Source organism: Anaerosporomusa subterranea, assembly GCF_001611555.1.
Taxonomy (GTDB): Bacteria; Bacillota; Negativicutes; order Sporomusales; family Acetonemataceae; genus Anaerosporomusa; species Anaerosporomusa subterranea.
The window spans coordinates 36,575-50,240 of sequence record NZ_LSGP01000012.1; the positions used below are offsets into that span (position 1 = coordinate 36,575).

Consider the following 13,666-nt stretch of genomic DNA (forward strand, 5'->3'; position numbering starts at 1 on the left):
GATTTATAATGGAAACACGATCAGACAGCCCAACGGGTGTTGAAATTAACTTTATCGCCCCCTACAAAGAATTGGAAGATACAATCAACCTTGTTTTTTCAACACACCCCGACCGTCATCTTCTGAAGAAAAACCTCTACTTAGTTGACCCAAAACAACTGAAGTCTATGAAGTTTGGCGGCGACGTGGTGATCGCTAGAGGTCTAACTGCCATGCTATTGAAAACGTATGGAATGCAAATCCCTTTGATTGAAATTCCCGTAACGGGCTACGACATTATGAAAGCCGTCAATCTGTGTACAAAACAATTTGACACAAAAAAAATCGCCTGCATCGGGTCGGCCAATATGGTCTACGGTGTGCAGAGCATTAAGGAAATACTTGGAGTCGAATTGGATAGCCTTATATTTGATGATAATTCGGCAGTCGAACAGGCTGTCAATACCGCAATCAGATCAGGCGCGGAAGCTGTTATCGGTGGTTTACAGGTCTACCAGCAGGCCCGAGCGCTTGGTGTTCCGACTGCGCTGGTTGAATTAGGAAAAGAAGCGATACGTCAAGTTCTCGATGAAGCGATTCGTACAGTGCTGATTACGCGTTCAGAGAGAGAGCGGGCCGAGCGTTTTAAAACCATCATGGATTACTCCTATGAAGGCATCATCGCAGTCGACAACATAGGACGCATCACCTCATTCAATCGCTGTGCGCAAGACATCACCAACATTCACGGCGAGCATTCAATTGGCAACCCGATTGATGTTATTCTACCTGTCATCCCTTTCACCAAGGTTCTTACCAGTGGCAAAAGCGAGTTAGGTATTCTCCTTTCCATCAATGACGCCAAAGTCATCTGCAACTTAGTGCCGATCCGGCTCGGACAGCAAACCGCTGGCGCAATCGCGACCTTTCAAAACATCACCAAGGTCCAGGAGATGGAGGGGCATATCCGCAAAAAAACCCATGCCAAAGGATTAACTGCCAAATACCAATTCAGCGATATCATCGGTCAGAGTGTACTCATTAAAGAAACCACGCATTTTGCTCAACAATATAGCAAAGTAGACTACAACATTTTAATCACCGGCGAAACGGGAACAGGTAAAGAGTTATTCGCACAAAGTATTCACAATTTGAGCAATCGCCGACATAATCCTTTCGTTGCTGTTAACTGTGCCGCAATTCCAGAACAACTGTTAGAAAGCGAACTATTTGGCTATTCCGAAGGGGCTTTCACAGGAGCGATCAAAGGCGGCAAACAAGGCTACTTTGAGTTGGCACATGGCGGCACTTTATTTTTAGATGAGGTTTCCGAATTGCCAATCCGGCTGCAAGGACGACTCCTACGTGTCTTGCAGGAAAAAGAGGTCATGCCGCTTGGCGGAAGCAAGATCATCCCTGTTGATGTCCGTATCCTTGCCGCCACCAATAAGAACCTGAAGCAACTGGTTGCAGATGGGCATTTTCGGCAAGATCTGCTGTACAGATTGGATGTACTACGGCTGTATATTCCACCGCTAAGGAAACGGCAGGAAGACATCGCCATGCTTGTTACCTGGTTCCTACAGAATCACAGTCGTAAGTTTGATAAACCGACGTACAGACTGCACCCTGATGTTCTTGCAATTCTTGGCACATATCCCTGGCCTGGCAATATCAGAGAGTTGAAAAACGTGTGTGATCGTCTTGCCCTCTTAGCGAACGAAAGTTGGATCGAACCCGGCGTCGTCCGCAAAGTAATGGACTTTGATGAATATTTTCCTTCCGAGACTGTCAGTATTAACGCGGCGGTCCCGATTTTCCCGTCTCTCGTCGACATTAAGCAAGCAGAGATCTCTGCTATCCGCAACGCATTACGTCAGACAAATAGTAACAAAACCCTCACCGCAAAACTATTAGGCATACATACGACAACTTTGTGGCGCAAGATGAAAAAGCACAGAATCGAGGAATGACACGCTGCCACGCATTGCAAAAGATTGCAGAAACATTGCATTTCGCATGTCTCTGCAATCTTTTGCAATGAAATGGAGAAATTCAAGTAAAGTATTTACATCGCCTAAAGCCCTAACTAAAGATTTTTCGATAAGACTGTTGTGCTTCACTCACAGTCTTCCTGTGTTTAATCCTGCCAATGCCCTCATTGAGCGTATAGATAACTCGTCATGACACTAAAGCGAAAATATGCTCATCAATAGTTGGCACAATTTTTGCACTATTTATTGGCGAGTGATACCGGAGCCTTGAAATGACTCCGGAAAACAAACACTTATGGAGGGGAAAAACCATGATTTATCAACACTTGTACAGCCGATTCAGTAAAAAGGGCCATGTAACCGCAGCCATTATTGGCTCCGGCCACTTCGGCACAGCGGTCATCACTCAATCAATGCACAACCCGCTATTGAAAGTCCCTGTCGTTTGCGATCAAAATGTTAGCAGAGCCCGCGATGCCTACGGTAAAGCTGGAATCACTGACGACATGGTCGTCGTTTGCGACAGTGTATCAACCGCAAAAGCCGCTCTGGAACAGGGGAAATATGTTATTGTTGCCGATCCGATGATCGTAATGGAACTGCCTATCGATGTCATCGGCGAAGCCACTGGTATTCCCGAAGCTGGCGTGCGCCACGCTTTGGCTGCTATTCAGCACGGCAAACACATTGCCATGATCAACAAGGAGGCTGACTCAGCCGTTGGACCTATCCTACAGCATTTGGCAGAAAAATCTGGTTTAGTATATACTCCGGTTGATGGCGACCAGCATGGTCTGCTCATTGGCATGTTTTATTGGGCCCAGACGCTGGGGCTGAATGTGATCTGCGGCGGCAAAGCCCGCGACGCCGAATTTGTTCTCGATAGAAAGAAAAAAACGGTAACTTGCGAAGCTGACGGTATTACTATTCACGAGACCAAGGTTGTCCAACTCAAAGACGAGGATCTCGACTTATTTGACGAACTACCGGTCGGCAAAGAAGCCGAATATATGGAACGACGCAAAGCACTACTTGCCGAACTGCCGATGGCTGGCGGCTTTGACCTGTGTGAGTTGACGATCATGTGCAATTCTACCGGTCTGGCTCCCGATGTCCCCGCAACCCATGAGGCAATCGTACGCATTACAGAGGTACCAAAAGTGCTGTGCACAAAGGAAGACGGCGGTTTCCTGAGGAAAACTGGCGCAATCGAAGTCGTCACTGTGTTCCGTGATACCTTCGAGTCTGGTCTGGGTGGCGGCGAATTTATGGTTGTCGCCTCACCGAACGAATATTCGCAAATGATCCTGACTACCAAGGGTTGCCTATCAAATAGCAAAGGCACTGCCGCCTTGGTCCATCGCCCGCATCATCTCTGCGGTGTCGAGACCTCGACCTCTATTCTCTGCGCCGGCATGGTTGGGATAACCACAGGCAGCAGCGAATACCTTCCCCGCTATGACTTAGTCCGCACTGCCGCCTGTGATCTAAAAGCAGGTTATAAGCTAGGTACCGACCACGACCAAAACCTAAAATCCGCTATTGTCCCCGCCAACGCAATCAGTGGCAAATCCCCTGTTCCTGCTCATATGGCTAATGGCAACGAATTATTGTGCGATGTTTCTGCTGGTACCATGATCACTTTCGACATGATCAAGCGCCCAGAAGATTCAGTGCTTTGGGATCTCAGACAACAACAAGACCAGCTCTTTCTGCAGAAGTAATTGGCATAAAAATTCTGTATCTAAATGTGTGGAGGAGATGTCAGAATGTCATTACCTGTTATTTCCTTGATTGCCTTGGCTATTGCGATCATCATTAGTTGCGTCTCTACGTTAAATATCGGAGCATTAGCTCTCGGCTTATCTCTGATTGTCGGCCACTATATCGGCGGCATGTCTGTTGCCGATATTCTAAAAGGCTATCCCACCAGTCTGTTGATCATGTTGGCAGGCACTACCTTTTTGTTCGCCATTGCACAGGTGAATGGCACCTTGACCAAAGTAACAAAACACGTAATGAAGTTAGCCAAAGGTCGAGTTGGCATGATACCGATCGTCCTGTTTTTCATTGCGACTATCGTGTCGTCGATAGGTGCAGGCGGGACAACAACCGCCGCGCTGATGGCACCAACTGTTATGGTGCTGGCAGGCGAAATGCGCATCAGCCGCCTGCTGATGGCTGTCATGGTTATCAACGGTACCAACGCGGGGACGATGTCTCCGATCGTTCCTGGCGGCATCATCGCTGCCGGAATTGTTGGAAAGATGGGTGTCGGCGATCTTAGTATTTCCATGTGGCTAAATACCACTCTTATTCACTTCGCTGCCGGTTTGATTGCATACTTCCTGTGCGGCGGTATGAAGCTGTGGAAGGAAAACGGCAATCTCGCCCAACAGCAACTCCTAGCTAGCATGACGATTGAACCGTTTAACCGTGATCAAAAATTGACTCTAGCAGGCATCATTATCTTCATCATTGGTGCCTGTGGCTTCAAAATGGATATCGGTTTAGGTGCCTTTGCCATTGCCAGTACACTCGCCTTGCTGCGGGTAGTGGAAGAAGACAAAGCGATTAAAGCTATGCCTTGGGGCGCCATCCTCATGGTCACCGGTGTCACAGTACTGATTCAGATGATGAGCAAGGTTGGCGGTATGGACCTTTTCGCTAGTATCATGGCCAAGGTGTCAACTCCGGCCACAGTTAATATCGTAGCTGGTACACTCTCAGGCGTCGTCTCAGCCTACGCGAGCACCACCGGTGTCGTATTGCCCGCCTTCCTGCCGTTGGCGCCACTCTTGATACAGAAAACCGGCGCACCGCCTGCAGACTTAATTCCGCTCTTAAATTCCATTGTTAGCTGCGGCTTCATCGTAGATAGCAGCCCATTGTCGACAAGCGGTGCTATCTTCTTAGCCAATGCGCCAGCTGAAGACAACAAAGTCAAACTGTTCCGCAATTTGCTGGTATGGGCTCTGTCCATGGCTGTCGTCGGCTCAATTCTTTGCTGGCTCTTCTTCTACATCTTACGCATCGGCGCTTAAGAAAACTGCGGTTGCGATCTATGGATAACCGGGTCTGAGCCACCGACTACACAGAATCGGACAGTTTCGGCGGCCCGCAGTTCTTGCACAAGGCTGCCCCATTTAATAGAGCTGGTCTGATCGATAAAAAGGGCTGAATCCGTTTTGGGGATTCAGCCCTTTTCTTAGCGATACCTCGACTTTTCCTTGCCTTCCCACATATCTGGGTTATCTCCAACCTTAGCTTTCAAATCTTCGGTCGCAACTACCAATGACTTCATAGTCTCGTTAGATAGCTCAACGTAGGTCGCTTTTATATTTTCCTGCAGTTGTTGCGGCGTCCTGGCGCCAACTAGCACGGAACTAATACCTGGTTGGTTGAGCACCCAGGATATTGCCACATTGCCCGTCGATTCACCAATACTGGCGCAGATTTCCCGTATTCTTGCCACAGCTGTAAAGGTCTCAGCTTCCATCCCGGCTTCTCCATGGCGAGCGTTCGACCGTTGATGTGAATAGAAGCGAGTGCCTGTTAGTCCTGGAGGCACTTGCTCTACTGATTGGTATTTGCCGGTCAACAACCCCTGGCACAGGGGGCTGTAGGCAATCACGCCAACCCTGTTCTCTTTGCACTTAGGCAAAATCTCCTGTTCAATGGCCCGCCACAACAAGCTATAAGGCAGTTGGTCGCTGACGACATTGCTCAACTTCAGAACGCTCTCCATATCCTGCACGCCAAAATTGCAAACCCCTACTGTCCTCACCTTGCCTTGCTGTACGAGTTGGTCGAAAGCCGCCATGGTTTCCTCCAATGGAATTGAGCGGCTAGGCCAATGGATTTGATACAGATCCAGGTAATCGGTGTTTAGCCGCTTTAGACTTTGTTCACAGGATTTAATGACATTCTCTCGCGTTAAGTTGTCACTATACACTTTAGAGGCCACCACCACTTGATGACGGCACCCTTTCAAGCCTTGGCCCAATACCTCTTCAGAGCGACCGTCGCCATACTTTTCCGCAGTATCAAAAAAGGTGATACCGACGTCAATTGCCGTACGGATGGTGTTGATCGAGTCTTTTTCCTCCTGGTTTCCCCAAACAGTTCCACCGGCAAATGCCCAACACCCTAAACCGAGTGCGGACACCTTGAGTGGCGTTTTTCCTAAGGTTGTATACCGCATTCTCAATCCCTCCTGTGTTAGCTCTTATGTGTTTTCCTATTCTTTACACAGGAAGAAAAACCTGCCCCGCTGCTATAAACTATTTCAGCGCCCGTCCCTAAAAAACACTGATCACTACTTGCGAAATACCCCTTGCTCAATGAGTTGACGCAGAACAGCTAGCGAATCAGCAAATGAATCGGTCACGTTTTCATGCAAGACGCTAATCATCGTTGGAATAGCGGCCGTCGTCACCGTAACCCCGTTATTTGCCGTCACATCCTGTGACAATACATAGCGGCGTAGGCCGTCGGCTTGCCGCGTTTTCAACTGAGCCAGTAAGTTAATCATGTATTGCCAAAGATAAGACGCATAGGCCTCCGTTTTTTCAACAGTCGGGATCTCGCCCCGGTGTGTGACGCTATTTCGGAATGAAACCCATTTGTTGTCGACAGTCGGTGGCTGTTGCGCGAACGATTGGAGATACAACATGTAAAACGCGCCGATCTGTCGTTCTGACTGGTGCGAAAGTTGCTTCCACGTCGCTTTAATATGCGATTTTGGCACACGTTGCTGACTAAGCATGACCATAATCGCAAATTCAAAAAAACGTTCTAGCGCTGCCGCAAAATCGAGTGCCGCTTCACGAGGATATCCATCTAAAAACGCTAAAGACCCCATCTGGAATAAGATTTCGAATTTTTGCAGTGGCAGGGTGACTAAGACACGATGTCCATTTTGACAATCGAGCTCATAAACTCCCTCATAGTTCATCTCTACATATTGAGATGCAGCATTTGGCGCGCATTGCGGACAACGCAGCAAAAGCTTCATGGTAACCTCCTATTCGACGGGCAACAGTCCAAATATGATCTTAGTATACTCCAGTCTGACAAAAAAAGACTTCAAAGCAAATTGCTCTGAAGTCTAAAGGTACCGTAGAGAGACGGATTACTTTTCACACACCTTGAACCAGGCGGCATACATCGCAGGTAAGACCAGCAATGTCAAAGCCGTAGCGCCTAATAGTCCGCCGGCGATGGAAATGGCCATCGGGCCCCAAAAGTCGGTGAAGATTAACGGCACCATGCCGAGAATGGCGGCAGCGGCTGTCAGCATGATTGGCCGGCAGCGCAGTATGGCGGAATCGATGATCGCATCCCACGGGGCCTCGCCCTGGGCGATATGCTGATTAATTTGGTCAATCAGCACCACTGAGTTGCGAATGATCATCCCGCAAAGCGACAGCACACCGAGTTGGGCGACAAAATTCATCGGACTGTTCGTCAGCAGTAAGGCGATGCTGACCCCAATAAACCCCATCGGCGCTGTCAGCATAACGAGGAGCATCTGAGCGATGCTTTGCAGTTGGAACATTAGCAGAACCATAATGATTACCGCCATCATCGGAATCGGCTCCAGGAGGTAGCCGATTGTTTTTTGACTATCCTCTAATTGACCGCCGACCTGTATGCTGTAGCCAAACGGCAGTTGATTCTGTAGCGGCTTTAAGTCACGGCTGATCGCCTTGGTCACATCATTGCCCGTAACCCCGGGCGCGATTTCCGCTTGCACGGTAATGGTCGGACGCAAATCCCGCCGCCAGATCATGCCTTCTTCGCCTTCATAGCTGATCTTGGCGATCTGATCAAGCGGCACGGCTTTGCCATTGATTTGAATGGCAATATCTTTAATGTTCGTCAAGTCTTTGCGATCTTCTTGTTTCAGCCTGAGTACTAGCGGAACTGTTTTATCGCCTTCACGGTACTCACTCAGCGTTAAGCCCGAAATTTGCGCTTGCAGAAGGCCAGCCAATGTTTGCCGATCCACGCCTAAGGCGCGGGCTTTCTCGGAATCAACTTCGAGACGCATGACTTTGTTCTTGCCATGCCAGTCGAAACTCACAGCGCCAACCTGCGGGTTTTTCTTCATTTCGGTTCGGATCTGTTCGGCTATCTCGCGCACTTTGTCATGATCATAGCCAGAAACTCGAAACATCACCGGATAGGCGTAAGCCGGTCCCAAGGGCAGAAATTTGGCATGACCATTGACACTCTCAAGCTGATTAGCCAACACGTCTTGAATTTTGTTGTACACACGGTTACGCGACTCTAAATCCTTGGCCACAACGACAACTTGCGCATAATTGTCCCGCGGCATGATCGGCTCAGCCGTCAGCACAAACCGCGGCGCGCCTTGCCCTACATAGCTGGAGTAATTGGCTATGCCGGGCTCATTTTTAATGGCCTCGGTAAATTTAAGCATTTCCCGTTCTGTCGCTTGTATCGACGATCCTTCAGGCAGGTTTAATTCGACGATAATCTCCGGTCTAACTGAGGTCGGGAAAAAATCACTTTTAATAAACTTCGTGAGAAATACTGAACCGACAAACGCTAAGGTAGTCAGACCGATTACCAAATAACGACGATTCAAGCACCAGACGAGAGTTTGACGGAACAGGCGATAAAACGGTGCATCGTAAGGCCCATTCTTCCCTTCTTTTTTCGCCTTGGCTTTGGTTAAATGATAACCTAATATCGGTGTGACGGTACCTGCTGCGATCCAGGAAAGAACCAGAGCAATGGTCACAACCCAGAACAAGGTGACGACAAATTCGGAAGCCAAACCATTGGAAAACGCCACAGGCATAAAGCCGGCGCAGGTAATCAAAGTGCCGGTAAGAATCGGAAAAGCGGTCACTGAAAATGCGTAGCTGGCAGCCTTAGTCCGCTCCCAGCCTTCCTCCAGCTTGACTTCCATCATCTCGATGACAATAATGGCATCGTCGACTAACAGTGTGAGGGCGATAATCAAAGCGCCCAGAGACACCTTGTGCAGGTCAATGCCGGTTAATTTCATGGTGAGGAAAGTGCCTGCCATAATTAAGGGGATACAAAGAGCAACCACCATACCGGAACGAAAACCGAGACTGATGAAGCAAACAATCAGCACGATAACAATTGCTTCAATTAGCGTCTTGATGAATTCGTTAATCGAATTTTTTACGACAGTCGGTTGATCGAAAACCTGATGAATCTCGAGTCCCTTCGGCATTTCATTTTGGATCTTATGAAGTGTATCATCAAGATCCTTTCCTAGATTCAGGATATTGCCGCCCTTCTCCATGGATAAGATAATACCGACAGCCGGTTGACCGTTAAAATACATCTTCGGTTCCATGGGGTCTGCATAACCACGTTCAACCTTAGCAATATCGCCCAAGCGGAAGGTGCGGTCACTGGTGCGTATCGGCAAATTGCGCACACTGTCAACATCATCAAACATCCCGGTGATCCGCAGATATACATTATCGGTTTGGGTGTCAATCATGCCGGCCGGCATCATCGTGTTTTGGGCTTTAATGGTAGCAGCAATCAGATTTGGGCTGATGCCCAACTGCGCCAATTTACTGTTTTCAATTTCGATATAGATTTTTTCGGTCTGCACTCCGAGCAAGTCCACTTTTTTTACGTTGTCCACATCAAACAGAACCTGCCTGATGCGCTGCGCCCACTCTCGCATTTCCTCATAACTAAAGCCGTCAGACGTAATCGCGTACACAGAGCCGAATACATCGTCAAATCGATCATTAAAGAAGGGGCCGACAGCTTCCGGCGGCAGCGTATGTTGAATATCGCCAACCATGTTGCGGACTTCCAGCCAAGTCGGACGTACCTGTGACACCGGCAGTTTAGGTCCTAACTGGACGAAAACAACCGCTTGGCCTGGCCGTGAGTAGCTTTTGATAAAATCGAGTCCTGGCGTATTTTGCAGTTTTTTCTCGATCTTATCAGTAATTTGCTCCTCCACTTGACGAGCGGAAGCACCTGGCCAATAGACAGAGACCACCATCTGCCGAATCACGAATTCCGGATCTTCGGCCCGCCCTAAATTAAAATAGGAAACACCGCCCCAAATGAAGATGATTGCGACGAAAAAGTATACCAGTTGCTTGTGCTGAAGCGACCATTCAGCGAGGTTAAACTTCTTCATTGACCTTCACCTGCGATTCGAACCTTTTCACCTTCCTGCAGCTTGTGAACCCCGGCAGTGACAACTACCGCGCCATTTTCAAGCCCTTCCTGGATTTCTACTTTATTATCGGCAAACCGCCCGACGCGAACTGGAACTAATGTTACCGCATGATCTTTCACCACCCATACGGATGGCGTGTCTCCACTGTGGTAGATGGCTGAAAGCGGGATGTAGGCTAATACTTTTCCGTTCTTTGGTGCCACTGCGACCTTAGCGGTCATACCCAGTTTGACCTGCGGCGCCGCCTCTGCCAAACTAATGCGTACCTTATAAGTACGCGCAGCTTTGTCCGCCATCGGCGCGATTTCCCGTACTTTGCCTTTAACGGTCACATCTTTAAGCGCCCAAAAGTTGACTGTGAGATCTTGCGCCTTTTGCAATTCGTCTAAGCGATTCTCCGGCACATTGATTTCAATTTCCATTTCACCATCTTGCACCAAGGTAATCACTTTCTGCCCGGCGGCAACGACTTGCCCGACTTCGGCGCTCACCTCAGCCACCACCCCGTTCGCATTGGCGACTAGACGACTGTAGTCCAGTTGATTACCCACTGTGCTATAACCTGCCAGTGCCTGGTTTAAGCTGGCCTCAGTCGTTTCATAAGTCGTCTGAGCACGGTCAACTTCCGCTTGGCTGACGGCACCACTTTCATAAAGTTTGCGATAGCGTTCCAAGTTAACTTCTGCTAGTCGCAGTTGAGAGCGGGCGGCGGCCACCGTGGCGCCGGCGCTGTTTACTCCCTCGCGGATATCTTTCGGGTCAATGGCAAACAAGACATCGCCGGCGCGAACCGCGCTGCCTAGTTCAACATTGCGCTGAATAATCTTGCCCCCGATTTGAAAGGCTAGAATGGTTTCGTAGCGCGCGTGAACTTCACCCGAATACGTAAAAGATAGCGCATCAGCAGCAAAAGCCACCCGTTCAGTCCGCACTAATGGAGTGTGGGCCGTCTGATTCTGCGGCTTATTTATCATCTTGAATAGCGCAAAACTAAGTAATAGAATCAAAACAAGAATTCCGCCTATCCATAGTTTGCGATCCAAATTACCTGCCGCTGATTTTGTCTTCGCTATCAGTACTTCTTTACTCAAGATTCTCACCTCCACTCTTCAACATACCGTGGATCAACAAATCGACACAGCCAGACATGGCATCCTTGAAAGTTAGGTTGGCGCTTGTCAAAAAGCCATAGTCGAACATTTCTCTGAGCGCTCCGTGCAAGGCTTGGGCAGCAATCGGGCTATTAATTGATCGGATTTCACCAGACGCCTTCCCCTCCTCCAATAGATCAATGACCACTTGCGCACGACTGCGGCGAAATTCTTCAATGTCATCCCAGGCCGCCGGGCAGGAGTTCTTGATATCGTCAAAGATCCAATCATTAATGGGCCCGAAAATATGAGGCTGCGACGTTAAAACAGACGTTAGCTTTTCCACCAACGTCTTATTACTATGGAGAATTTCAGTTTGTTGGCTGTGTACATCCCCTAACGCGACATCAACGATCAGGTGAATCAATTCTTCTTTGGATGAGACATACTGATACAAGGTCTTTTTGGAAATGCCTAAGCGTTGCGCAACCGTATCAACAGTGAATTTTGTTCCCCGTTCATTCATGGCTTGCGCGGCAACTTGAATAATTCGGTTCTTCATCCTATTCTATGCCTCTTTTCTCTGGTAGATGCCAAGGAAACTATTTTAGTTTACTCGGTTTCCTATAGTCTCTATACTAGGCACAGAAGAAGCAATAGTAAAGTGGTGAAATATCGCACATATCCCGATTGCGCAGAACTATCAGCTAAAATTGTGCATTTCCTGCCAAATTCGCAAAATAGCCGATTTACACAAATAAGTAGCCACCGCCTGCTATCAGGCAGCAGCTGCTTATCTGTGGATTGTTCAAATACTTGCGAATCACCCCTGAGGGGTGATTTATCTTAAAATATAAAAGCCCGCCGAAATAGTCGGCAGGCTACGGTGACCAAGAGAAAGCGATAAAGCAGACTTGATTCAGCTGGAGTTTTAACTCCAGCTGAATCCTAGTCGCACTTATCCAGGACTTAGCCGCTCTTAGACTGAGGCTCGAAATCTATGATTTCGTTAAGCCGAAGGCTCCCTTTAGGGGCTCCCGCTTTAGAAGCGGGAGTCTTAGAGCAGCTTGGTCATCGGATAACTGCTAATGGTAACTACGTATGTTGATCAATGTCGAAATAGCATTCTCATACCAAACCCGACCAGTAGTGAACCGGTTATTGCTTTTATCCATTTCTGAATTTCTGGCTTCAATAAATAGAGGCGGGCTTTGGAAATCAGTGCAATCAATACAGAATACCATAGTAGTAAAAGTAGGATAAAGACCAAAGTGAGAAACAGTGATTGAGCCCAAACGCTGTTATGTTGATTCATATACTGCGGAAAGATGGACAGAAAGACGAAGGAAGTTTGGATATTTAGCACATTGGTAGTGAAGCCTTTGGTGAGAGATTTGCTTGAGCTTTCGCAAACTGGCTCAGTAGCATTAGCAACGCCGTTACTAGTGACCATTTTTCTCTCATGTAAACGATAAGCGTTCACCAGGCTATTTGCTCCCAAGTAAACGATGTATCCCGCCCCGAGAAGCTTAATACCATTATATAATGCTGGCGATTGCATAATAATCAGAGATATACCCAAACCGGATATGACCGCGTGAATAAACATCGAGCTGGTAACGCCGATCACATTGTATATGGCTGCTTTATGGCCGATAGTGATTCCTGTCTGCAAAACCAACAGCTGATTGGCTCCAGGAGTAATTATCATAAGTATCACAACACTAATAAACGAATAAAGATCAAAAAGATGAATTGGCAGCTTACTCACTCCTTAAGATGATGATTACAGTTTACTCGCTCATTATATGCTGTCACTCAGAATACTGGCAAGCCCCATTTTATGTACCTAATCTCATAGCCGCAGACTTTGACGGCTCGCTTAGTATTGTCGCCAACCCATGAACTTTCCATGAAGGAAAGTTCATGATAACCATGATTCTGCAAGTACTGAATGATACCATCGACAATAGCGGGAAGTGGTTGCTCCAGAATCCGAGGGCTTAGCAACAACTAGATTTGGTTTAAGGGCAATTCGCATCACGGCTGTAACGCTTGCGCTAATTGTAACCAGCACTAAAATCAAGCAAAAGAAAAACCGCGCACGGTCCTTGAGAAAGGAAAGAACGTTTTTTTAGCCGCGAAAACGCAAAGGGCGCAAAGCGCCTACGCGAAGGGTTTCGCAGGAGAACGATGTGCATAATAATATTTTTAGTGCGTTCCCTTTGCGCAGGCGGCGTAACGCCTTTCGCGTTTTTGCGGCCAATCATTATCGTTCCTTGTCTTATCTAGCTTTTCTGCCTCAAAAAATTTATAAATTCTACTCTAAACAAAAAGCACTCGCTTTCCAGCGAGTGCTTTTCTAAACCTGCGACTACCTATCC

At 47.9% G+C, this 13,666-nt stretch carries 9 protein-coding genes; 3 read left to right on the top strand and 6 right to left on the bottom strand.

The window, feature by feature from the left end:
* Positions 1–8: 8 nt before the first annotated feature.
* The 3 genes from AXX12_RS03490 to AXX12_RS03500 all read left to right on the top strand — a co-directional run bounded on the left by AXX12_RS03490 (position 9) and on the right by AXX12_RS03500 (position 5,017).
* Positions 9–1,952, top strand: coding sequence for a sigma 54-interacting transcriptional regulator (locus AXX12_RS03490; protein WP_066238226.1), 1,944 nt, complete (start codon positions 9–11; stop codon positions 1,950–1,952).
* Positions 1,953–2,284: 332 nt separating this feature from the next.
* Positions 2,285–3,697, top strand: coding sequence for a hypothetical protein (locus AXX12_RS03495; protein WP_066238230.1), 1,413 nt, complete (start codon positions 2,285–2,287; stop codon positions 3,695–3,697).
* A gap of 45 nt (positions 3,698–3,742) precedes the next feature.
* Positions 3,743–5,017 (top strand): SLC13 family permease, encoded by a 1,275-nt coding sequence (locus AXX12_RS03500; RefSeq protein ID WP_066238233.1) that lies wholly within the window; start codon positions 3,743–3,745, stop codon positions 5,015–5,017.
* Between the two features lie 164 nt (positions 5,018–5,181).
* Here AXX12_RS03500 and AXX12_RS03505 read toward each other — a convergent pair whose 3' ends face one another.
* From AXX12_RS03505 to AXX12_RS03530, 6 genes are all read right to left on the bottom strand, one after another.
* Entirely contained in the window at positions 5,182–6,177 is a 996-nt protein-coding gene (locus AXX12_RS03505; RefSeq protein WP_066238236.1) for an aldo/keto reductase, read from the bottom strand.
* A gap of 114 nt (positions 6,178–6,291) precedes the next feature.
* The gene (locus AXX12_RS03510) at positions 6,292–6,990 is read right to left on the bottom strand and encodes a hypothetical protein (RefSeq protein WP_066238239.1); all 699 of its coding nucleotides are present in this window, start codon (positions 6,988–6,990) and stop codon (positions 6,292–6,294) included.
* A gap of 117 nt (positions 6,991–7,107) precedes the next feature.
* Positions 7,108–10,149, bottom strand: coding sequence for an efflux RND transporter permease subunit (locus tag AXX12_RS03515; RefSeq protein WP_066238241.1), 3,042 nt, complete (start codon positions 10,147–10,149; stop codon positions 7,108–7,110).
* Entirely contained in the window at positions 10,146–11,282 is a 1,137-nt protein-coding gene (locus AXX12_RS03520; RefSeq protein ID WP_156478580.1) for an efflux RND transporter periplasmic adaptor subunit, read from the bottom strand. The genes AXX12_RS03515 and AXX12_RS03520 overlap by 4 nt, the downstream gene beginning before the upstream one ends.
* Positions 11,275–11,844 (bottom strand): TetR/AcrR family transcriptional regulator, encoded by a 570-nt coding sequence (locus AXX12_RS03525; protein WP_066238244.1) that lies wholly within the window; start codon positions 11,842–11,844, stop codon positions 11,275–11,277. Before AXX12_RS03525 ends, AXX12_RS03520 begins: the two co-directional genes overlap by 8 nt.
* Positions 11,845–12,390: 546 nt before the next feature.
* Entirely contained in the window at positions 12,391–12,993 is a 603-nt protein-coding gene (locus AXX12_RS03530; RefSeq protein ID WP_066238247.1) for a LysE family translocator, read from the bottom strand.
* Positions 12,994–13,666: the final 673 nt, after the last annotated feature.

Coding starts and splice junctions, on each gene's coding strand:
- AXX12_RS03500 (WP_066238233.1), top strand. CDS start 3,743: ATGTCATTACCTGTTATTTCCTTGATTGCCTTGGCTATTGCGATCATC.
- AXX12_RS03510 (WP_066238239.1), bottom strand. CDS start 6,990: ATGAAGCTTTTGCTGCGTTGTCCGCAATGCGCGCCAAATGCTGCATCT.
- AXX12_RS03515 (WP_066238241.1), bottom strand. CDS start 10,149: ATGAAGAAGTTTAACCTCGCTGAATGGTCGCTTCAGCACAAGCAACTG.
- AXX12_RS03525 (WP_066238244.1), bottom strand. CDS start 11,844: ATGAAGAACCGAATTATTCAAGTTGCCGCGCAAGCCATGAATGAACGG.
- AXX12_RS03495 (WP_066238230.1), top strand. CDS start 2,285: ATGATTTATCAACACTTGTACAGCCGATTCAGTAAAAAGGGCCATGTA.
- AXX12_RS03505 (WP_066238236.1), bottom strand. CDS start 6,177: ATGCGGTATACAACCTTAGGAAAAACGCCACTCAAGGTGTCCGCACTC.
- AXX12_RS03530 (WP_066238247.1), bottom strand. CDS start 12,993: ATGATAATTACTCCTGGAGCCAATCAGCTGTTGGTTTTGCAGACAGGA.
- AXX12_RS03490 (WP_066238226.1), top strand. CDS start 9: ATGGAAACACGATCAGACAGCCCAACGGGTGTTGAAATTAACTTTATC.